The sequence below is a fragment of the Zafaria cholistanensis genome (assembly GCF_008580665.1).
Lineage (GTDB): Bacteria > Actinomycetota > Actinomycetes > Actinomycetales > Micrococcaceae > Zafaria > Zafaria cholistanensis.
Genome location: NZ_BKDJ01000013.1, coordinates 26,618 through 46,452, shown reverse-complemented (window position 1 = coordinate 46,452; position 19,835 = coordinate 26,618). Strand labels below are relative to the sequence as shown.

General features: G+C 69.7%; 20 protein-coding genes. 13 read left to right on the top strand and 7 right to left on the bottom strand.

Translation table 11 applies throughout. The features are described 5' to 3' along the window. Positions 1 to 1,250 precede the first annotated feature (1,250 nt). Both NCCP_RS11730 and NCCP_RS11725 read left to right on the top strand, forming a co-directional pair. Positions 1,251 to 1,976: a FadR/GntR family transcriptional regulator gene (locus NCCP_RS11730; protein ID WP_149957476.1), complete on the top strand. Its 726-nt coding sequence runs from the start codon at positions 1,251 to 1,253 to the stop codon at positions 1,974 to 1,976. Beyond that, positions 1,973 to 3,217, top strand: coding sequence for a CynX/NimT family MFS transporter (locus tag NCCP_RS11725; RefSeq protein WP_149957475.1), 1,245 nt, complete (start codon positions 1,973 to 1,975; stop codon positions 3,215 to 3,217). Before NCCP_RS11730 ends, NCCP_RS11725 begins: the two co-directional genes overlap by 4 nt. 253 nt (positions 3,218 to 3,470) lie before the next feature. On the opposite strand, the gene NCCP_RS11720 is transcribed toward NCCP_RS11725, so the two are convergent. Together NCCP_RS11720 and NCCP_RS11715 are read right to left on the bottom strand one after the other, a co-directional pair. Then, complete coding sequence (locus tag NCCP_RS11720; RefSeq protein ID WP_149957474.1) at positions 3,471 to 3,860, bottom strand: hypothetical protein; 390 nt, start codon at positions 3,858 to 3,860, stop codon at positions 3,471 to 3,473. A 303-nt stretch (positions 3,861 to 4,163) separates the two neighbouring features. After that, positions 4,164 to 4,460: a GroES family chaperonin gene (locus tag NCCP_RS11715; RefSeq protein WP_149957518.1), complete on the bottom strand. Its 297-nt coding sequence runs from the start codon at positions 4,458 to 4,460 to the stop codon at positions 4,164 to 4,166. A 155-nt stretch (positions 4,461 to 4,615) separates the two neighbouring features. On the opposite strand from NCCP_RS11715, the gene NCCP_RS11710 reads away from it, so the two are divergent. From NCCP_RS11710 to ilvA, 4 genes are all read left to right on the top strand, one after another. Beyond that, entirely contained in the window at positions 4,616 to 5,443 is an 828-nt protein-coding gene (locus tag NCCP_RS11710) for a Bax inhibitor-1/YccA family protein (RefSeq protein WP_149957473.1), read from the top strand. A gap of 216 nt (positions 5,444 to 5,659) precedes the next feature. Further along, the gene (locus NCCP_RS11705) at positions 5,660 to 6,583 is read left to right on the top strand and encodes an aldose 1-epimerase family protein (RefSeq protein WP_149957472.1); all 924 of its coding nucleotides are present in this window, start codon (positions 5,660 to 5,662) and stop codon (positions 6,581 to 6,583) included. Between the two features lie 42 nt (positions 6,584 to 6,625). Further along, complete coding sequence (locus NCCP_RS11700; protein WP_149957471.1) at positions 6,626 to 7,888, top strand: AI-2E family transporter; 1,263 nt, start codon at positions 6,626 to 6,628, stop codon at positions 7,886 to 7,888. 35 nt (positions 7,889 to 7,923) lie between these two features. Continuing rightward, positions 7,924 to 9,174 (top strand): threonine ammonia-lyase, encoded by a 1,251-nt coding sequence (gene ilvA / locus NCCP_RS11695; protein ID WP_149957470.1) that lies wholly within the window; start codon positions 7,924 to 7,926, stop codon positions 9,172 to 9,174. 110 nt (positions 9,175 to 9,284) lie between these two features. Here the strand turns inward: ilvA and greA are convergent, their stop codons facing one another. Together greA and NCCP_RS11685 are read right to left on the bottom strand one after the other, a co-directional pair. After that, positions 9,285 to 9,776, bottom strand: a complete 492-nt coding sequence (gene greA / locus NCCP_RS11690) for a transcription elongation factor GreA (protein WP_149957469.1) — start codon at positions 9,774 to 9,776, stop codon at positions 9,285 to 9,287. A gap of 244 nt (positions 9,777 to 10,020) precedes the next feature. Beyond that, the gene (locus tag NCCP_RS11685) at positions 10,021 to 10,455 is read right to left on the bottom strand and encodes a DUF4307 domain-containing protein (protein WP_172627384.1); all 435 of its coding nucleotides are present in this window, start codon (positions 10,453 to 10,455) and stop codon (positions 10,021 to 10,023) included. A 112-nt stretch (positions 10,456 to 10,567) separates the two neighbouring features. Here NCCP_RS11685 and mca point away from each other — a divergent pair, with 112 nt between their 5' ends. The 3 genes from mca (at position 10,568) to NCCP_RS11670 (ending at position 14,238) form a co-directional block, all read left to right on the top strand. Then, positions 10,568 to 11,434 (top strand): mycothiol conjugate amidase Mca, encoded by an 867-nt coding sequence (gene mca, locus NCCP_RS11680; RefSeq protein ID WP_149957517.1) that lies wholly within the window; start codon positions 10,568 to 10,570, stop codon positions 11,432 to 11,434. A 46-nt stretch (positions 11,435 to 11,480) separates the two neighbouring features. Then, a complete protein-coding gene (locus tag NCCP_RS11675; protein ID WP_149957467.1) occupies positions 11,481 to 11,834 on the top strand; it encodes a hypothetical protein in 354 nt (117 codons plus the stop codon). Between the two features lie 142 nt (positions 11,835 to 11,976). Further along, complete coding sequence (locus tag NCCP_RS11670) at positions 11,977 to 14,238, top strand: thioredoxin domain-containing protein (protein ID WP_149957466.1); 2,262 nt, start codon at positions 11,977 to 11,979, stop codon at positions 14,236 to 14,238. Between the two features lie 5 nt (positions 14,239 to 14,243). Here NCCP_RS11670 and NCCP_RS15600 read toward each other — a convergent pair whose 3' ends face one another. Together NCCP_RS15600 and trhA are read right to left on the bottom strand one after the other, a co-directional pair. Beyond that, entirely contained in the window at positions 14,244 to 14,357 is a 114-nt protein-coding gene (locus NCCP_RS15600; RefSeq protein WP_414727726.1) for a pentapeptide repeat-containing protein, read from the bottom strand. Between the two features lie 17 nt (positions 14,358 to 14,374). After that, positions 14,375 to 15,043, bottom strand: a complete 669-nt coding sequence (trhA, locus tag NCCP_RS11660; RefSeq protein WP_172627383.1) for a PAQR family membrane homeostasis protein TrhA — start codon at positions 15,041 to 15,043, stop codon at positions 14,375 to 14,377. 170 nt (positions 15,044 to 15,213) lie between these two features. On the opposite strand from trhA, the gene NCCP_RS11655 reads away from it, so the two are divergent. Together NCCP_RS11655 and NCCP_RS11650 are read left to right on the top strand one after the other, a co-directional pair. Continuing rightward, positions 15,214 to 15,975 (top strand): isoprenyl transferase, encoded by a 762-nt coding sequence (locus NCCP_RS11655; protein WP_149957465.1) that lies wholly within the window; start codon positions 15,214 to 15,216, stop codon positions 15,973 to 15,975. Positions 15,976 to 16,406: 431 nt separating this feature from the next. Then, a complete protein-coding gene (locus NCCP_RS11650; protein WP_225873815.1) occupies positions 16,407 to 17,726 on the top strand; it encodes an RNA 5'-3' helicase PhoH2 in 1,320 nt (439 codons plus the stop codon). Between the two features lie 130 nt (positions 17,727 to 17,856). Here the strand turns inward: NCCP_RS11650 and NCCP_RS11645 are convergent, their stop codons facing one another. Beyond that, the gene (locus NCCP_RS11645; protein ID WP_225873809.1) at positions 17,857 to 18,723 is read right to left on the bottom strand and encodes a hypothetical protein; all 867 of its coding nucleotides are present in this window, start codon (positions 18,721 to 18,723) and stop codon (positions 17,857 to 17,859) included. A 69-nt stretch (positions 18,724 to 18,792) separates the two neighbouring features. Between NCCP_RS11645 and NCCP_RS11640 the strand changes: the two genes are divergently transcribed. Further along, on the top strand, positions 18,793 to 19,299 hold the full coding sequence (locus NCCP_RS11640) for a prepilin peptidase (RefSeq protein ID WP_149957464.1): 507 nt from the start codon (positions 18,793 to 18,795) through the stop codon (positions 19,297 to 19,299). Beyond that, positions 19,299 to 19,820: an NUDIX hydrolase gene (locus tag NCCP_RS11635; protein WP_149957463.1), complete on the top strand. Its 522-nt coding sequence runs from the start codon at positions 19,299 to 19,301 to the stop codon at positions 19,818 to 19,820. The genes NCCP_RS11640 and NCCP_RS11635 overlap by 1 nt, the downstream gene beginning before the upstream one ends. Positions 19,821 to 19,835 lie beyond the last annotated feature (15 nt).

Below are 19,835 nucleotides of genomic sequence, written 5' to 3'. Positions count from 1 at the left end.
GTGCATGACGCTGCAACTAACAGCTAATAGCAACGTCATTTGTGCGGTAAAGCAGCGGAGCAGGCGAGCATTTGCAGTGCATATGGAACCGCCCGGGCGTTCGTCTGGATGGAGAAAAGGCGCTGCGGGAGAAGGCTTTGATCCCGCCAGGCAGCTCGACAATTGCCCAAGTTCCGGGGTGAATCGACCGATTGTCTTGCATCCCTTCAGCGGTTCCAAGACGCCGCTCGTGCGCTCCGGACCAGCGCCCCCGCTAGGCGGCTAGTTTTCCGTGCTGGTAAAGCCGCGGCTGACCGCTGCAATGCCAGAGCCGGGCCACTGGCCGGCAGTGCCCCGATGCCCCGGCCCGTAGTGCTAGCACGCCATGGACATTCCGGGGAGGGACCGGTGATCGACGATGCACGTGTTTCCGGAATACGTGGACACTGTCCCGCGGCCCCGCCGACTGCGACCTCGCTGGCCTAAACTTAGGGACTCGTCCAGGGCCTGGTTGCCTGTGGGCAGTCCTGCTGCGACTCCTTGCCGCCGGGCTTTGAGGGGGAGTCGGTGGATACGGCCCGATGGTTCACAGTCGAAGGCAACCGTAATGCCCAGCGCGGGGCGGATGAACTTGGCGAAGGGTTCGAGGTTTAGTTCGCCATTTGCGAAGGAAACATGCTGTTGCGCCGGTTCCGCGGTAACGTACCCGTCCCTCAATGAGTAGGTATTCTTGCCTCTGCCTCTGCCTCTGCCTCTGCCGTCGATTGCCAAGCCTGGTTACTAGGTTTGCGTCCCGTCGGAAGCGCTCCGGCAGCAAGTACACCTGCCGAGGCGTACCCTGCTCGACGGGCCCTCCATTGGCAACAGTCGGCTCAATGGGATCACGTACGCGGTGTCGTCGATGGCCCCGGCGCGCAACCGGGTCTGCCCCGGCCCCGCTCTTACATTGTCGATCGACCTGTCGGCCTGGTTCGCTTGGGCTTGTCGGCCATGCTGTCATCTCCTTTTGAGAACAGGGCTATTGAGCAATATCGAATCTGGTACATACGGGTCCTGAGCAACCACCCTTCAAGTACCGAGTGCGCGACCTCCGAGAACATTGAGGTGGGTGGGCAGCCGAGTTTGTAAATGCCGGTATTTTTCCCGGGGGCGGAATGCCCTTTAGGTGTGAAGCGACGAAACGCCTTATGGGGCTACCAGAGAGGGGCGGTAGGTCTCCAGCCGCCCTTTTCCTATTTGTCCAACATTAGTATATTTGGTATTTTCATGTAGTGCCAAAAATTACTCCACCCACCACCTTGCCGGAGCAAATCGCCGCTCAGCTTCGGCGCCGGATCGCCTCGGGTGAATTTCCGGTCGGGGCGCGGCTTCCGACCGAACTAGCGCTGGCGGAGGAGCTTGGGGTCAGCCGTAACAGCGTTCGCGAGGCTTTGCGTTCGCTTGTGCACTCCGGTTTGGTCGGCGCGCGGGCCGGATACGGCACGTTTGTCCTCGCTACCAGTGATGTTGCGCCGACCCTGGCGCGGCGGATCAGCCAGGAACGTGAGGCAGATGTTGCTGAAGTGCGATTCATCCTCGAACGCGAAGGGGCGCGTCTTGCTGCATCGCGGGCCACCCCGGAAGAGCGTCAACAACTCCTGGAAGCGCTCGATGCGCGACGAGTCGCCACCGACGGTCCGAGTTACGCCGCAGCGGACATCGCCTTCCATCGGTTACTGCTCCAGGCCTCGGGCAACGCGTTGCTCGCCGAACTGTACCGAGGGGTGGGGGGCAACGAGCAAGCACTCCTCCATCTCAATACGCCTGACATCGATTTCGCCGCCGAGGCCCGGCATCTTCGGCACATCGACGATGCGCACGCTGCGATCGCCGAGGCCGTCATTGCAGGAGACGCAGACGCAGCCGCCGACGCCGCGCAGCGGATTGAGGAGCTTGTGCGCGACTGGGTTCGGACCGATCGCCGACCGCCCTCAACCGATGGAGACTACATTCCATGACCACCAAAGTCACTGCGGGCAATATGGTCACTGCACCAGCTACAGCCGCTCGCAACTTGAGGCCCGCATTGGTCATCGCAGGGATACTGCTGGTTGCCAGTAACCTTCGAGCCGGTATCACCACCGTCGGACCGGTACTTGGAAATCTGCAGCAGGATCTCGGTTTGTCGTCGCTGACAGCGTCAACACTGATCAGCCTCCCGCTGCTGGCGTTCGCTGCCATGTCGCCGGTCGCGCCCGGCTTGGCCCGACGCCTCGGACTTGAACGCGCGCTGGCGTTAGGGTTGATCCTGCTCTCAATGGGGCTCGTGGTGCGGTCTGCGCCGGGAGTGCCTCTGCTATGGATCGGAACGGCCATGCTCGGCGTTGCCATAGCCGTCCTTAACGTGATCCTTCCCTCGCTCGTCAAACGGGATTTTCCTGCCAGGATAGGGCAGATCACCGGTGCCTATTCGGCTGTGCAGTCGGTCTTCGCCGCAATCGCGGCGGGCGTCGCAGTCCCAGTTGCGGATGCCGCTACAGCCGGCTGGCGGCTCCCGTTGGGAATGTGGGCCGGCCTTGCAGTCATCGCACTCGGCGTCTTGGCGCCTCAACTGCGCCACCGAAACAAGGCGGCGGAGCATCAACCAGGCATGTACGGCGGTACCAACACTACTATCGACACGGAGTGGAGGTCGCCGTGGCGGAGCGCCCTCGGCTGGCAGATCACGGCATTCATGGGGTTGCAGTCAGTCGGCTTCTACGTATTCATCACCTGGTTGCCCTCCATAGAGCGATCCGCCGGGATCAGTGACGCCGCAGCTGGCTTTCACCAGTTGCTGCTGAATGGATTCGCCATTTTCGGCAGTCTCCTCTGCTCGGCGCTGATGCCGCGATTCCGTGATCAACGGCTGCTGGGCGTTCTCGCTCCGGCCCTGTTCATCATCGCCGCGATCGGTGTGATGTTCGCCCCCCGGCTGGCCGCGGTCTGGAACAGCATCGCAGGTGTGTCAGCCGGGATGTGCATCGTACTCGCCTTGTCCTTCTTCGGTCTCCGCACCAGACACCATCGGCAGGCTGCGGCTCTGTCGGGTATGGCGCAGTCAGTTGGCTATGTGCTCGCCGCCGCCGGCCCCATCGCGGCAGGCGCATTGCATGACATCACCGGATCATGGACCCCCGCCCTTGTTGCCATCATTGCCCTCGAGTTGGTCTTGCTCGGCTTTGGCTGCTTCGCAGGCCGTAATCGGGTGATCGAGTAACCAAGGTCGGCCGTGGTCGCGCAAGCCCACAGTTCCGGCAGGCTTTTGGGCCTGCATTCTGTGGTGGCGGACGAGCAGTCGCCCCGCAAGGCGGTCGAGCAGCAGCTGGCGTTCCTGCCCCAGCGGCTCCGCGCACCGAGATGGACGACGCTTTCTAAAAGCTTCCCGTGAGGGGGTAGCGGTAGCGCACGGACCGCTCGTCGAGGCGTTGCCGGAGGCTAGGCTCGGGCAGAATCCGCGGCCAGGCCAGCGGTCAACTTTCCGTGTTTCCCACTGCCTTGGATTTGGCCATGGCCTCGCGCAAGGTGCCGGTGTCCAGGATGGTGGTAGCGGTCAGGCGCCCCATAGGCACCCCGAGCGGTGTCCATTCCGGAACCCGGAACGCGTCCACCGCCTCGGCCGCGTCGACCTCGATCCCGAGGGTCGCCCGAACCAGCGTGTCCAGGAACCCGAGTTCGACCCCGCCGTTCGGCCAGCGGGTGAGCGTGCGCAGCAGGTGTGCCCTGTGGTCCTGCCCGTAGACGAACGCGTGCTCGATCGCCAGGGTCGCGGCCAGCCGGTCGATGGTGCCGAGCCATGCCTGGTCCAGGGGGATGCGTGCCAGGGCGGAAGTTGTGCGGGCCGTGCTCGTTGAAGTCGTCATGCCCTCCCGTGTGCCCCTGGTCCATCCCGGTTCACGCCGAACCGGGCGGAATTGGGGTAACCGAGCGGGATCGGCTTCTCCATCCCGCTCGGTTACGTCACCACGTGTCACTTTGTGGCACTGAGTGGCACATGTCGGGTGTGAATGGTAAGGCCTTTTCCCTAGTCAATGCGCGAAATCCCCCGAGAACTCACGGGGGTCGAAACGTTTGACTGCAAATCCTTGTGGTGTGGGTTCGAGTCCCACTGGGGGCACTGGGTGGCCCGCGGGGCGCGCAGCCTAAAGGTCAGCCTGGAGGCCAGCCTAGAGGTAGAGTCCCATGGCGGTGTCCGGGTCCTCCGGCTGGGCCACCGCGTGTACGTCGCGCTCGCGCAGCAGGATGTACTCCCGGGCTCCGACCTCGACCTCGGCCCGGTCCTCCGGGTCGAACAGCACGCGGTCCCCGGCGCCGACCTGGCGCACATTGGGCCCGGTCGCTACCACCTGGGCCCAGGCCAGCCGCTTCCCCATCTGGGCAGTGGCCGGGATGACGATCCCGGACGCCGAGCGCCGCTCCGCCGCATCCTTGTCCAGCAGGACCAGGATGCGGTCGTGCAGCATGCGCAGGGGCAGGGAAGTGGGAATCTCGCTCACGGTGTCCTTTGAGGTGGGAGTGTTACGGTTTCATGAGAAAACACGGGCGCGGAACATTATGGCAGCGTCCGGACGTTGTGCCACGTAGGCTACTTTAAACAACCACCAGAGGAGAGATCCGCATGGCACTCGGGGGCAACCCGGTCTTCAATTCGAGGACCTACCGCGAAGAGACCCGTCCTGGCGGCGCGCCGTCGGCCACCCAGGCGCAGCAGCCGTACGGCCAGTACGGCCAGCTGAGCCCGCAGCAGCTCCAGGACATGTACAACCAGCCGGCGGCGGGGCCCGCGCAGACCGGCCGCATGACGTTCAATGACGTGGTCGCCAAGACCACGCTGACCTTCCTGGTGCTGCTCGCCGGCGCGTTCGTGGGCTGGCAGATCCCGGCGCTGATGCTTCCGGGCGTGCTGATCGGCCTGGTGCTGGGCCTGGTCAACAGCTTCAAGAAGGAGCCCTCGCCGGTCCTGATCCTGCTCTACGCCGCGGCGGAGGGCCTGTTCATCGGCGGCCTGTCCGGGGTGCTGGAGAGCATGTACCCGGGCATCGCGGTCCAGGCGGTCGCCGCCACCCTGAGCGTGTTCGCAGTGACCCTGGTCCTGTACCGTTCCGGCAAGTACCGGGCCACCCCGAAGATGACCCGCATGTTCATGATCGCCATGGTCGGCTACCTGGTCTTCAGCCTCGTGAACCTGGTCCTCTCCCTGACCGGAGCAGTTGACGGCATGTTCGGCCTGCGCACCGGCTGGATCGGCCTGGCCGTCGGTGCCCTCGCGGTGCTGCTGGCCACCTACGCGCTGGTGCTGGACTTCACCTCCATCGAGGAGGGCGTGCGCAACGGCGCCCCCGAGAAGTTCGCCTGGATGGGCGCCTTCGGCCTGACCGTCACCATGGTCTGGCTCTACGTGGAGATCCTGCGCATCATCGCGATCATCCGCGAGATGGCGGAGTAGCCTCCCCGCGAAGAAAACGGGCGGGACGGCGGCGGAAGGGAACTTCCGCCGCCGTCCTTTTGCTTCCCCGCCGTGTGCGGCGCCGCAGGTACCGCCGGCCGGGCTACCTTAGGGACCGGAAGAGGGGCCGGAAGAGGCGCCAGAAGCCAAAGGGCGGCACGGTGACGGAACGCGGAGGACGCATGACCGGGTGGGACAAATGAACGGGTGGGACAAATGAACGGGCAGGAGACGGGGGCGGCTGCCACGGGCCGCCAGTTCACGATCCGCAACGGCGGCGCCGAGGTGACGGTCACCGAGCTGGCGGCCGCCCTGCGCACCTACCGGCGGCAGGGGGTGGACCTGGTTGAGCCCTTCTCCGCGGACGAGCTGCCGCCGTCGGGATCCGGCATCCTCATGGCCCCCTGGGGCAACCGCGTCCGGGACGGGAAGTGGGTGCTGGAGGGCAAGGTGCAGCAGTTGGACCTGACCGAGCCCTCCCGCGGCAACGCGACCCACGGGCTCCTGCGCAACACCGGCTACACGGTGGCGGACGCGACCGCGGAGGCCGTGTCCCTGGTCGGGGAGATCTTCCCCCAGCACGGCTTTCCCTTCCGCATGCGCCACACGGCCACCTACTCGCTGGACGCCGACGGGCACCTGGCGGTGCGCCAGGAACTGGCGAACCTGGGACCCGCGACGGCGCCGGCGGCCTTTGGGGCCCACCCCTACCTGCGTCTCGGCGACGTCCCGGTGGAGGACCTGGTCCTCACCGTCCGGGGCCGGCGGCGGCTGGTCGCGGACGAGCGGCTCATCCCGGTGGGGGAGGAGGATGTCGACGGCGACACCGACTTCCGCGCCGGAAAGCGGGTGGGCGACGTTCGGGTCGACGTGGCGGTCACCGCGCTCGAAGCCGGCCCGGACGGCCGCTACCAGCATGTCCTGACGGCTCCCGACGGACGCCGGGTGGCGTTGTGGGCCGACCGCACATTCCCCTTCGCGCATATCTTCGTGACGGAGAACTACCGCAACGTGCCGCTGGCCGTGGCGGTGGAGCCCATGAGCGCCCCCGCGAATGCCCTGAACAGCGGAAACTCGCTGGCCTGGCTGGAAACGGGGGAATCCCTGGCCGGCACGTGGGGAATCAGGTCATGGCTGTGACATGCCCGCCGTTTCTCCGGGCCCATGTGTAAGTATGGGAATATGAACCGCTTCGCAATCCGTGGCACCCGTTCGGTCCAGCCGGACCCGGCCGTGCAGGGTCCGGTGCCCGCACGCCCGCCGGCACCCGGCCGGGCCGCTTCGGGGCCGGTCGCCAACACGGCCCACGACATTCCCTACGGGGTGCGCATCGCCGCGGCGTGGGCCTGGCGGGTCGGGCTCATCATCGCGGTCTCCGGCATCATCGTCTGGCTGTTGTCCCAGGTGTCGCTGCTGGTAATCCCGGTCATGATCGCGGCGCTGCTCTCCGGCCTGCTCTCGCCCGTCGTGGTGGCACTGCGGCGCTGGCACGTGCCGAACGGGCTGGCCACGGGCCTGACGATCGTGGCGTTCCTGGGGCTGATCGGCGGGGCGCTCTCAATCGTGGGGCGGACCCTGGCCAGCGGCTTCGCGAGCCTGTGGACCCAGGCCCTGGCCGGCATCGTCCAAGTGGAAACCTGGCTCTCCCAAGGTCCGCTGCAACTGACCAACGCCGAGATCAACCAGTACCTGGACAGCGCGCTGAAGCAGTTGCAGGGCAACAGCTCCTCGATCCTCAGCGGCGCGCTGTCCTGGGGCACCACGGTCGGCCACCTTGCCGCAGGCCTGCTGCTGACCCTGTTCGCGCTGATCTTCTTCCTGCTGGAGGGCAACCGCATCTGGGGTTTCCTGGTCGGCCTGATGCCCCGCACCGCCCGGGCGGCCACCGACGGCGCCGGACGCCGCGGCTGGAGCAGCCTGGTCAACTACGTCAGGGTGCAGCTTTTCGTGGCCTTCATCGATGCCGTAGGCATCGGCATGGGAGCGTTCATCCTCGGCGTCCCGCTCGCCCTGCCCCTGAGCGTGCTGGTGTTCCTGGGCTCATTCATCCCGATCCTCGGCGCGCTCTTCACCGGCGCAATCGCCGTCCTGCTGGCCCTGGTCGCCAACGGCTGGGTGAACGCGCTGATCATGCTCGCCATTGTGCTGGTGGTCCAGCAGGCGGAATCACACATCCTCCAGCCCCTGATCATGGGCAAGGCCGTCAGCCTCCACCCGCTCGCGGTGGTGCTGGCGGTAGCCGGCGGATCCATGGTCGCGGGCATCCCCGGAGCCCTGTTCGCGGTCCCGGCGATGGCCATCCTCAACACGGTGGTGCGCTATATCGCGGCCCGCAGCTGGGAGGCCGAGCCGGCGCCCTCGCCGGGCCCGCCGCCGTCCGAATCTGGCGAGGCGCCGGCCGACCTCGACGGCGAAGCCTCGCGGCCTGCGGCCACCGCCCCCTAACGTCCCACGCCCCCTCCACGCTCCAGAAGGCCCCGATGTTCCAAAAGACCCAACTGCCCGTCACCCTCGCCGACGTCGAGGCCGCCCGCACCCTGCTGGAGGGCGTCGTCGAATACACCCCGGTCCAGCACTCGCGGGCCCTGGGCCTGGCCACCGGTTCCGAGGTCTTCCTCAAGTGCGAGAACCTCCAGCGGGCCGGCTCCTTCAAGGTGCGTGGCGCCTACGTCCGCATGGCCAAGCTCAGCCCCGAGGAGAAGGCCCGGGGCGTGGTGGCCGCCTCCGCCGGCAACCACGCCCAGGGCGTGGCCCAAGCAGCCAAGCGCCTGGGCATCAAGGCGCGCATCTACATGCCGCTCGGGGTCGCGCTGCCCAAACTGACCGCCACCCGGGACCACGGCGCCGAGGTCATCCTGCACGGGCACAACGTGGACGAGGCGCTGGCCGAGGCGCAGCGTTACGCCGAGAGCAGCGGCGCGGTATTCGTGCCGCCCTACGACGACCCGGACATCATCGCCGGCCAGGGCACGATCGGGCTGGAACTGCTTGAGCAGCTCCCCGATGTGGACACGGTACTGATGGGCGTGGGCGGCGGTGGCCTGCTGGCCGGCGTGGCCGTCGCGGTCAAGGCCAAGGCCGCCGAACTCGGGCGGGAAATCAAGGTTATCGGCGTGCAGGCGGAGAACGCCGCCGCGTACCCGCCCTCCCTCGCGGCGGACGCGCTGGTTCCGCTCAAGCGTGTCTCCACCATCGCCGACGGCATCGCGGTCGGCCGGCCCGGCCAGCTGCCGTTCCAGATCATCCGGGAGCTGGTGGACGACGTCATCACCGTCAGCGAGGATTCCCTGGCCGCGGCCCTGGTGTTCCTGCTCGAGCGCTCCAAGCTGGTGGTGGAGCCCGCCGGCGCGGTGGGCGTCGCAGCCCTGCTCGACGGCAAGCTCCAGGAGATCGGCGTCCACCCGAACAAGGTCGCGGTTGTCCTTTCCGGCGGCAACGTCGATCCGCTGCTGATGCTCAAGGTCATCCAGCGCGGCCTCTCCGTGGCCGGACGCTACCTGACCGTCCGCATCATGCTTGACGACCGCCCGGGCTCCCTGGCCACGATCTCGCGCGTCATCGCCGAGTCCGACGCCAACGTCACCCGGGTCGACCACACCCGCATTGGCGGGGCGCTGAGCATGGGCGATGTCGCGATCACCATCGACATGGAGACCAAGGGCCACACGCACTCTGAGCAGGTCCTGCAGAACCTTCGGGCCGAAGGATTCCAGCCGGTCGTCGTCCACTAGCGCGCGGGGCAGGCTCCGCGCCTGCCCGGCGCGGGCGGCAACGGCCAAAAAGGCCGGCGTCCTCCGGGGCTGCCCGGGACGCCGGCCTTCGGCCGATGGATGCGGTTCCGCTATCCGGTGTACGGCTTGGCGGAAAGGATCTCCACCGAAATCTCGCGTCCGTTCGGCGCCGTGTAGCTCAGCTTGTCGCCGGCCTTCTTGCCGTGCACGGCGGTGCCGATCGGGGACTTCTCGCTGTAGACGTCCAGGTCCGAATCGCCCGCCACTTCGCGGGAGCCGAAGAGGAACACGGTCTTGTCCCCGGCGATAATGGCCTCGACCAGCATGCCGGGCTCGACGATGCCGTCGTCGGCCGGGGCCTCCCCGACGTGGGCCTTGGACAGCATGTCCTTGAGGTACGCGATGCGGGCCTCGGCCTTGCCCTGCTCTTCCTTGGCGGCGTGGTAGCCGCCGTTCTCCTTCAGGTCACCCTCGGAGCGGGCCTGCTCGATGCGCGCCACGATCTCCGCCCGGCCGGGACCGGACAGGTGCTCGAGTTCGGCGCTCAGGCGCGCGAACGCCTCCTGGGTGAGCCAGACAACGGGTTCGTTGGTGGTGGTCACGGGCTTCTCCTTGGTAGTGACGGGCCGGCCGATCCGTGGTCCGGCCAACGCAACTTTCCCACCTGCGCGAAAGTCTTGCGCAAGCAAAGACCCCGCCTGCGCCTGTGGTGGACCGGGGTCCCTCACCAGCATCCGGCGGGGTGGATCGTATTCGCTAGATATTAGCCCCACTTTGGCCCCGCCCCAAGAAGGCGCGGCCCGGGCGGGGGCCCGCGTCGCGGCCGGCGGGGCCCCTGGTCCAGTTTTAGTCCAGTTTCCAGCAGTCACCGACGCCGCCGGTGGTGCCCAAGGCCTCGGTGCGCAGCTCCACGGTATGGCGCACCTTTTCGTGTCCGGTGCCCTCTCCCGGCTCGAACACCACGGACTTCCACCCCACCACCGCGTAGCTGTCATCCAGGACCCTCACGGAGCACTCCACCCGTTCCCCGGCGTTGCGTTCCACATCGAAGGTGACGGTGGCGCGGGTGGGGGAGAGGATCTCGAACGCGATGTCCTTCGAGGTCACCCGGGGCCCGCCGGCGAACGAAAAGAAACCGGCCACGACGACGGCCACGGCCAGCGCGGCGGCCAGGAGGGCAGTGCGCTGGCGCCTGCCCAAAGCCCGCTTGGGCGTGCCATAGCGATTGGCTACGCTGGGTTCGGACGTGGCGCCGGCAGGTGCCGTTCGGTGGGGATTCATCCCTACCATTCTACGTCCCCGCCGCGGCCGACCGTGCCGCCGCCGAAGGGAGCAACAGCTAGTGGAACACCCCCGGACCCCATCCGTCCCGCCGTCCGGCGGCCTGCGCCTGATGGCCGTCCATGCGCACCCGGACGACGAGTCCAGCAAGGGTGCCGCGATGATGGCCGCGTATGTGCACGCCGGGGCCGAGGTGATGGTGGCCACCTGCACCGGAGGCGAACGCGGGGACATCCTCAACGCCGCCGTCGGGTCGCTGGCCCGGGCCCACCGTGACCTCGCGGGGCTGCGCCGGGAGGAGATGGCCGAGGCCGCGCAGATCCTCGGGATCCAGCACCGCTGGCTCGGCTTCATGGACTCCGGCCTGCCGGAGGGAGAGCCGCTGCCGCCCCTGCCCTACGGCTGCTTCGCCGCCCAGCCGCTCCAGCGCGCCGCCGAGCCGCTGGTGAGGCTGGTGCGGGAGTTCCGCCCGCACGTGCTCATCTCCTACGACGAGAACGGGGGCTACCCGCACCCGGACCACATCCAGGCGCACCGGGTCGCAGTGGAGGCGTTCGCCGCCGCGGGGGATGCGGAACGCTACCCCGGGGCCGGCCCGGCCTGGGCTCCGCAGAAGCTGTACTACGACCGCGCCTTCAACCCGGAGCGCTTCCGGGCGCTGCACTACGCGATGCTGGAGGCCGGACTCGAATCGCCCTACGCGGAGCGTGTCCGGGCCTGGGAGGAACACCCGGAGGGCGGGATGTTCGGCTGGGCCAGCCGCCATGAAACCACCACGCGGATCGAATGCGCGGAATTCTTCGGGTACCGGGACCGGGCCCTGCTGGCCCACCGGACCCAGATCGACCCGGAGGGCTTTTTCTTCAAGGTCCCTACCGAGCTCGCCGCACGGCATTGGCCGTGGGAGGAGTACACGCTGGTGGAGTCGGCCGTGGAAACCTCCCTCCCGGAGACCGACCTGTTCGCCGGGCTAAGATAGAGGGGTGCCGGCGCCGCCGGCGGACCAGTAGAAAGAGCCTTCCGAAGTGAACCTGCTGCACCTGATCGCCACCACCGTGACCCAAACCGAAGATGGCGCACGCGAAATCGGCCCCGGGTTCGTGGGGTTCGTGTTCACGGCGTTCCTGGCGATCGGTGTGATCCTGCTGGTGCGCGACATGCAGCGCCGCATCCGCCGCGTGCGCTACATGAGCGAGACCGAGCAGCGCCAGCAGGACATGGTCGAACGCGGCCGTGCCCTCCAGCCCGACGACGACGCTCCCGCGCCGCGCACCGGCACCGGCACCGGCACGGAGGGTCCCCGCACGGAGGGCCCCGGCACCAAGGGGGCCGGCAGGGAAGGCCCCGGCGAAACGAACGGCGGCGGCGCCGCCGGCTAGCCGGCTGCGGGCACGTACCCACACCCCTGCCCGCGTCCTTGTCCGGACGGGCCCTATCCTTGCCCTGCCCGATGTGCTGCACTGGAGGCGCCGTACCCGAGGCGTCTTCTCCGGGACGCCGCCTCCGAGACAAGGAGCACCCATGGCCGACCGCATCGCCCACGCCGCGTCCGCCTACCTGCGCCAGCACGCCCACCAGCCGGTCGACTGGTGGCCCTTCGGGCCCGAAGCCTTCGCCGCGGCCGCGGAGCGCGACGTCCCCGTCTTCCTCTCCATTGGCTACGCGGCATGCCACTGGTGCCACGTCATGGCCGCCGAGTCCTTCGATGACCCGGACGTCGCCGCATATTTGAACGCCCACTTCGTCCCCGTGAAGGTGGACCGCGAGGAGCGTCCCGACGTCGACGCCGTGTACATGGCCGCCACCCAGACCCTCACCGGCCAGGGCGGATGGCCCATGAGCGTCTTTGCCCTGCCTGACGGGCGGACCATCCACGCCGGCACCTACTACCCGCCCTTTCCGCGTCCCGGCGTGCCGGCCTTCCGGCAGGTCCTGGAGGCCGTCGTCGAAACCTGGACGCAGCGGCGGGAGGAGCTGCTGCGGCATGCCGGGGCGCTGGCCGAGCACATCGGCTCCGTCACCGATGCCCAGCGCGGGCTGCTGGCCCTCCCCGACGAGGGCGCCGCAACCGCCGCCGGGCCGGTGTCAGATGCGGCGGTGGCGGCGGCCGTCGCGGCGCTGGCGCGCAGCGAGTCCGCGGACGGCGGGTTTTCCCCGGCGCCGAAGTTCCCGCCGTCCTCCGCGCTGGACTTCCTGCTCCAGTGCGCCGCCTCCGGGACGGAAACGGCCGCCCAGGCGGCCGCGCTGGCGGACCGCACGCTGGAAGCCATGGCGCTGTCCGCCCTGTACGACCAGGTGGGCGGCGGATTTGCCCGCTATTGCGTGGATGCGCGCTGGCGGGTTCCTCACTTCGAGAAAATGCTCTACGACAATGCCCAACTGCTGCGCCATTATGCCCGCTGGGCAGTGCAGGCGGAAGCGCCGGCCCACCGCGCCCTGGGCCGGCGCGTGGCCCAGGGGACCGCCGCATGGCTGGCGGGCAGCATGGTGGTTGACGGGCCCGGGCTGGCCTCCTCGCTGGATGCCGACACGGTGATGGCCGACGGGCGCCACGTCGAGGGCGGCACCTACCTGTTCACCCGGGCCGAACTGGCTGCGGCGATCCCGGACGAGTACCCGCTGCTGGAGCCGATCCTGGACGGGGAGCCGGTGGAAGGCCCCGGCGGGGCGGGGGGACCGGGCGGCACCGGCGGGTTGGGCGGTGACCTCCCGCAAACGCTGGCCTTCGCCCGCCTGCCCACCGGGGAGCAATGGCGCGCCTGGGACCGGGCGCGCCCCCGGCTGGAGCGGATCCGGGCGGCCCGGCCCCAGCCGGGCCGGGACGCGAAGGTGGTCGCCGCGTGGAACGGCCTGGCCGTGCAGGCGCTGGCGCAGGCGGGCCTGCTGCTGGGAGAGCCGGGAATGGTGCGCCTGGCCCGGGACGTCGCCGGGTACCTCTGGCGGGTGCATTGGGCCGGAACCGGCGCGGCCGCAGCCGGGCCCGGCGGGGAGGGCGCACCGGCGGGACGGCTGGCCCGGGTCTCCTACGACGGCCGGGCCTCGGGCGCGGGAATGCTGGAGGACTATGCCGCTGTGGCACTGGGCTTCCAGGCCGTTGCCGCCGCGACCGGCGGGCCGGAGTGGATCCGGCGGGCCGGGGAGGTGCTTGGGGCCGCCGAACGGTTGTTCCTGCCGGACGGACAGCCCCGGGACACCACCGGGGACGACCCGCTTTTGGCCACCGCCCGGGGCGGCCGGGTCCCGGTGGAACCGTTTGATGGCGTGGTTCCCGGTGGAGTCGGGCTGCTGGCCGCTGCCCTGCTGGAGCAGGCCGGCCTGGAGTCCGCCCCCGTCCTCGGGAACGGGGGCGGGGGCGGACTTCCGGAGGGCGGGGAGGCGGTCCAGGGGGAACCGGCCGAAGCGGAAGCCGCCGCGGGGAACACGGACGAAGCGGACCGCTTCCGGCGGGCCGCCGCCCGCGGACGCATGGCTGCCGACCTGGTCCGGTTCGCCCAACGGGTCGGTCCGCGGGCGCCCGGCGCCACCGGAACGGCGCTGGCCGTGGCCCTGAGGCTGCGCTACGGCACCGGGACGGAAGTGGTCGCCGTCGGGGGGGACGCGGAGGAACGCGAGCGTTGCCGGCGGGCCGGGCTGCTGGCCGGAGCGGTGCTCCCGCCGCCGGACGGGTGGCCGGCCGCCCCGGACGGAAGCCTGCGCGTCTACCTGTGCCGGGGCGGCGTGTGCGCGTCCCCGTTCGGCTCCGCCGGGGAACTGGAAGCGGCCCTGGCCGCGGCCGGCACCTGAGCCGGTCACGGGCCGGGTCCGGGAAGGCGCGCCGTTCGCTGCAGGTCCGTTCGCTGCAGGTCCGTTCGGTGCCGGTCCGTTCGGTGCAGGTCCGTTCCGTGCAGATTTGCACCGCGCAGAAGGCCGCCGGGAGGGATCAGCGGACCCCGAGGACCGCAATCATGATCGCGATGAAGTGGCAGGCGAATCCGGCCACGGTGAACGCGTGGAACAGCTCGTGGAATCCGAACCAGTCCACGTGGATGTTGGGCCGCTGGAGCGCGTAGAAGACCGCGCCGGCGATGTAGAACGCTCCCCCGGCGCAGACGAGCACGGCCGCCGCCACGCTGGCCGCGAAGAAGTCGCCGATGAAGAGGAGGGCGCCCAGGCCCAGGGCGATATAGACCGGGACGTAGAGCCAGCGCGGCGCGTGTGTCCACAGGACGCGGAACAGTACGCCGAGCACCGCGCCGGACCAGACCAGGGACAGCAGCAGGGCCGCCTTGTCCGCTGGCAGCAGGGCCCAGGCCAGCGGCGTGTAGGAGCCGGCGATCACCAGCATGATGTTGGTGTGGTCCAGGCGCTTCAGGGCCAGCCGCACCCGGGGCGTCCAGTTGCCGCGGTGGTAGACCGCGCTCACGGTGAACAGCAGCAGACCGGTCAGCGCGTACACCGCGGAGACCAGCTTCCCGCCGGGCGTGGGCGCCAGCACCACCAGGACAATGCCCGCTGCCAGCGCAAGCGGCGCCGTCGCTGCATGGATCCAGCCCCGCAGCCGCGGCCTGGTTTCGGGGGAGCGGACCCGCTCGGTGGGCATTGCGGCCATGGCGAAATTCTAGCCTGCGCGAAGGTAACCTTCCGGCCGGGGCCGCGCCGCGGCCGGCGCGGGCGGGAACGGCGGGGCATCCGGCCCCGCCGTTCCCGTCCCCTGGGCCCGGAACCGGTAGCGTTGGGGGTGCGGGCGCCAGGGCCCGCGCTCAACGCGAGGAGGGTGCGGTGGAGCTTCCGGCGTTCGCATACCGGATATACGCGCGGAAGATGGTGCGGGAACTGTCGGCGGGCAAGCTGCCGCGGCATATCGGCGTCGTGGTGGACGGCAACCGCCGGTGGGCCAAGCTCGCCGGTGCCCCCACGGCGCACGGCCACCAGGTGGGGGCGGACAAGATCGTCGAGTTCCTGGGCTGGTGCGCCGAGCTGAAGATCGAGGTCGTCACCCTCTACATGCTCTCCACCGACAACATGAGCCGCTCCAGCGACGAGCTGGAGCAGCTGATGGGCATCATCGCCAACATGCTGGACCGGCTGGCCGAATCGGGGAACCTGCGGGTGCAGCCGGTGGGGGCGCTCGAGCTGCTGCCGGACTACCTTTCCGCCAAGCTCGACCGGCTGGCCGGGTCGACCAGGAGCGCCACCGGGCTGCACGTGAACGTTGCCGTGGGCTACGGGGGCAGGCGCGAAATCGTCGACGCGGTCAAGGAACTGCTCCGTGACGCCGATGCGCGCGGGATGACCGCGGCCCAGGTGGCCGACACCCTCGATGCGGACCAGATTTCCCGCTACCTCTACACCCGGGGCCAGCCGGACCCGGACCTGCTCATCCGGACCTCCGGCGAGCAGCGGCTCTCCGGCTTCCTGACGTGGCAGAGCGCCTACAGCGAGTTCTACTTCTGCGAGGCGCTCTGGCCCGACTTCCGCAAGATCGACTTTCTCCGCGCCCTGCGCGACTTCGAGAACCGCCAGCGCCGCTTCGGTTCCTAGCGGCGGTAACGGTTACGGCACGGAGAACCGGCGGGGGCGCCGCCGCGCGCCGGGCTGGCGCAGGGCGCCATCCAGTGGCGTACCGCCTTGTCAGAGAGCCTATCCCGCAGCGGCGAGGGAGGCAGGTCCGTTCACGAGGAATTAACCGTTCCGTGACCTCCGAAGGGGCTTGGCGGGCGTAATTTGGGCTTATCGGTCGGCACCGTGCCGCACCGATCGGAAAGGCCGCCAGTGGGGATGATTCTCTCGCTCGGAAGGGGCCGGACCGGCCCCGCGGCCGGCCCGCATCCCGCACCGAGACAGATCTAGGGTTCCGGCCCTGGTTGGGAGACATCGTGGCAGCAAAGACCCAAACCGCATCCCGCAGCGCCCAAGCCGCACCGTCCGCGGCCCGCACGGCGCCTGCGATCCGGAACGATGCGGACGCGGCGGTGGCTGGGGCCACCTCCGAACGGCTGAGCGTGGGCGAGAAGTCGTACGTCCTCGACACCTCCGTGCTGATCGCCGACCCGCGCGCCGTCCTTCGCTTTGCCGAGCATGAAGTGATCGTGCCGATCGTGGTGATCTCCGAGCTGGAGAAGAAACGCCAGGACCCGGAGGTGGGGTTTTTCGCCCGCACCGCGCTGCGCCTGCTCGACCAGCTCCGCGTCGAGCACGGCGGGCTCGACAAGCCGCTGCCGCTGGACGGCGGGGGTTCGCTGCGGATCGAGCTCAACCACGTCTCCACCGACGTGCTGCCGGTCGGCTTCCGCGGCACCGACAACGATGCGCGCATCCTCGCCGTGGCGAAAAACTTCAGCGACGAGGGGCGCGACGTCACGGTGGTCTCCAAGGACCTGCCGATGCGGGTCAAGGCCTCCGCGATGGGGCTGCAGGCGGACGAGTACCGCAACGAACTCGTCAAGGACTCCGGCTGGACCGGGGTCGCGGAGGTCGTGGTCCCCGACGAGGACGTCGCCGCGCTCTACAACAACGAGCCGGTGGCCATCGCCGCGGCGGCGGACGAACCCGTGAATACCGGCCTGGTGGTCCTTTCCAGCCGCGGCTCCGCGCTGGGCCGGGTGGGCGCCGACGGGCTGGTGCGGCTGGTCCGCGGCGACCGGGACGTGTTCGGCCTGCACGGGCGCTCCGCGGAGCAGCGGCTGGCGATCGACCTGCTGGCCGACCGGGAGGTGGGGATCGTCTCGCTGGGCGGGCGCGCCGGCACCGGAAAGTCCGCCCTGGCCCTGTGCGCCGGGCTTGAGGCCGTCATGGAGCGCCGGGAGCACCGCAAGGTCGTGGTCTTCCGTCCGCTCTACGCGGTGGGCGGGCAGGAGCTTGGCTACCTGCCCGGCACTTCCGACGAGAAGATGAATCCCTGGGCGCAGGCCATCTTCGACACCCTCGGGGCGCTGGTGTCCGAGAACGTCATGGAGGAAGTCATCGACCGGGGCATGCTCGAAGTCCTTCCGCTGACCCACATCCGCGGCCGGTCCCTGCATGATGCGTTCGTGATCGTGGACGAGGCGCAGTCCCTGGAGAAGAACGTCCTGCTGACGGTGATGAGCCGCATCGGGCAGAATTCCAGGATCGTGCTCACCCACGACGTGGCCCAGCGCGACAACCTGCGCGTGGGCCGCCACGACGGGATCGCCGCCGTGGTGGAGAAGCTCAAGGGGCACCAGCTGTTCGGGCACATCACGCTGACGCGCTCCGAGCGGTCCCCGATCGCGGCCCTGGTCACCGACATGCTCGAGGACAACCTCTTCTAGGAGCCCGAAAAGTTCCAGGCGCCCCGGAAGGGCCGCGCACGACGCCGGCAGGCACCACCCGCCGGCGCCGTGCGCGGGTGCCCCGCCCCGATCAGCGGGCTACAGGGGGCTGGAGGATGCAGGGCTGGGGCTACAGGGGCTGGGGGCCGTGGCCGACCACCCAGGGGACGTGGCGGCGCACGTCGGTGAGGTTGGCCGGGTGTTCCACGAAGAGGTCGTCCAGCATGTACTCGTCCACCCCGAGGATGCGCAGGTCGTGGCCGCTGCCCGCGCCGGGGCCGTCGAGGACCTCGGTGGAAACGCACACCGCCGTTACCGCGTCGATGCGCACCCGGGTGCGTCCGGGGCCGAGCAGCGGGTGGCCCGCGACCGCGGCCCGGTAGGTCCGGTTGGGGGTGAGCACCGCCTCCAGCACGGCACGGCCCGCATGGGTGGCCTCCTCCAGGGCCAGCACCCGCACGGGATGGGAGAAGGGCAGTTCCGCAGGGGCCGGTTCGGCGCCGCCCAGCTCCACCGGGTCCAGCACCGCGGCCCAGCGCGGATCGCCGAAGGAGGGATCCCCGTAGGCTGCCTCCGGACGGCGCCGGACCAGCCCGTCGTCGTCGTAGACCGGCGTGGTCAGCTGCGGCGGGAGCATCCACGAGGCGCGCGTGCCTGCCGCGTAGAAAAGGCCGCGCGAGGCGTGGATGCCCGTGGTGCTGTGCAGCAGGTGCCCGTCCGGTGTCTCCACCCGCAGCGCGTCCGGCCTGCGCAGCCACGCCCGCACCCAGACGGACTCCGCGGCCGAACCCGGGCCGGCATCCCGGTTCCGCGTCCCGGACGGGACGCCGGGCCCGAACCAGGCGACCTCGAAGCGCAGGGTGCTCCACCGCCAGGGCGAGGACCGGCAGAGGCGGCGGAACGCGGCCGTCCGCTCCGGGGGGATCCGCGGGTCCGGGAAGGGGCGCCGGTCGGGGGAGGGCTCGGGGTGCGGCTGCGGGGTGGCAGGGTTCGCCATGCCCACAGTGTAGGGCAGGGCAGGGCGTGCCGCGCCGGAGGCCGCGGGGCACTGGGGTAGCGTGGGGCCATGATCGACGCCCTCGGCGCCCTCCGCACAGACCACCCGGCCGCCGTCGTGCCCCTGGTCCTGGCCCTGCTGCTGTTCGTGGTCAACGGGGCCAGGCTGGCCTGGATCGATGCGCGCACCCGCCTGCTGCCCAACCGGATCATTTTCCCCTGGTACCCGGCCACGCTGGTGCTGCTGGGGGCGGCGGCGGCGCTCTCCGCGGACTGGGGCGCCCTGCTGCGGCTGGCCCTGGCGGGGATCGCCCTGTTTGCCTTCTACCTGCTCCTGCACCTGGTGCAGCCGGGCGGGATGGGGATGGGGGACGTTAAGCTGGCCGGGATCCTGGGGATGTACCTGGGCTTTTTGACTTGGGAACACCTGCTGCTGGCCACCCTGGTGACGTTCGTGCTGGGCGGGCTGTTTGGGACCGCGATGATCCTGGCCCGCCGGGCCACCCGCAAGTCCGCGATCGCGTTCGGACCCTTCATGGTGGCCGGGGCGGCGGCTGCCCTGGTGGTGGCGGGCTGATGCCGGTCCCGGACTTCGTCCTGGCGCTGCGCGCCAAAATCGGCACCGACCCGCTCTGGCTGCCCGGGGTCAAGGCCGTGGTGCTGCGCCCGTGCGGCTCCTCCCCAGCGGGCAGCGGGGCGGGCGGCGGCGAGGGCGGCGGCCCCGGCGAGGTGCTGCTGGTCCGCCGGGCGGACAACGGCCGGTGGACGCTGCCGGCCGGCATCCTGGAACCGGGCGAGGAACCCGCCCGGGGCTGCGTGCGTGAGGTGCTCGAGGAGACGGGGGTCAGCGCCCGCGTGGTGCGGCTGGCCGGGGTGGGCACCACGGATCCGGTGGCCTACCCTAACGGCGACCGGGCCCAGTACCTGGACGTGGTGTTCGGCCTCGAATACGTGGCCGGGCAGGCCCGGGTGAACGACGACGAAAACACCGACGTGCGCTGGTTCCCGCTGGAGGACCTGCCCGACCTCCCGCCCCACCACCGCAGGGCCCTGGCCTGGGCGCTTGATCCGGACCCGGCACCGAAGTTCCTGGCCTAGCCGCCCTTCGCCCGG

Coding starts and splice junctions, on each gene's coding strand:
- ilvA (WP_149957470.1), top strand. CDS start 7,924: ATGTTCCAAAAGACCCAACTGCCCGTCACCCTCGCCGACGTCGAGGCC.
- trhA (WP_172627383.1), bottom strand. CDS start 15,043: ATGGCCGCAATGCCCACCGAGCGGGTCCGCTCCCCCGAAACCAGGCCG.
- NCCP_RS11670 (WP_149957466.1), top strand. CDS start 11,977: ATGGCCGACCGCATCGCCCACGCCGCGTCCGCCTACCTGCGCCAGCAC.
- NCCP_RS11640 (WP_149957464.1), top strand. CDS start 18,793: ATGATCGACGCCCTCGGCGCCCTCCGCACAGACCACCCGGCCGCCGTC.
- NCCP_RS11685 (WP_172627384.1), bottom strand. CDS start 10,455: ATGAATCCCCACCGAACGGCACCTGCCGGCGCCACGTCCGAACCCAGC.
- NCCP_RS11710 (WP_149957473.1), top strand. CDS start 4,616: ATGGCACTCGGGGGCAACCCGGTCTTCAATTCGAGGACCTACCGCGAA.
- NCCP_RS11705 (WP_149957472.1), top strand. CDS start 5,660: ATGAACGGGCAGGAGACGGGGGCGGCTGCCACGGGCCGCCAGTTCACG.
- NCCP_RS11725 (WP_149957475.1), top strand. CDS start 1,973: ATGACCACCAAAGTCACTGCGGGCAATATGGTCACTGCACCAGCTACA.
- NCCP_RS11720 (WP_149957474.1), bottom strand. CDS start 3,860: ATGACGACTTCAACGAGCACGGCCCGCACAACTTCCGCCCTGGCACGC.
- NCCP_RS11635 (WP_149957463.1), top strand. CDS start 19,299: ATGCCGGTCCCGGACTTCGTCCTGGCGCTGCGCGCCAAAATCGGCACC.
- NCCP_RS11645 (WP_225873809.1), bottom strand. CDS start 18,723: ATGGCGAACCCTGCCACCCCGCAGCCGCACCCCGAGCCCTCCCCCGAC.
- mca (WP_149957517.1), top strand. CDS start 10,568: ATGGCCGTCCATGCGCACCCGGACGACGAGTCCAGCAAGGGTGCCGCG.
- NCCP_RS11700 (WP_149957471.1), top strand. CDS start 6,626: ATGAACCGCTTCGCAATCCGTGGCACCCGTTCGGTCCAGCCGGACCCG.
- NCCP_RS11715 (WP_149957518.1), bottom strand. CDS start 4,460: ATGCTGCACGACCGCATCCTGGTCCTGCTGGACAAGGATGCGGCGGAG.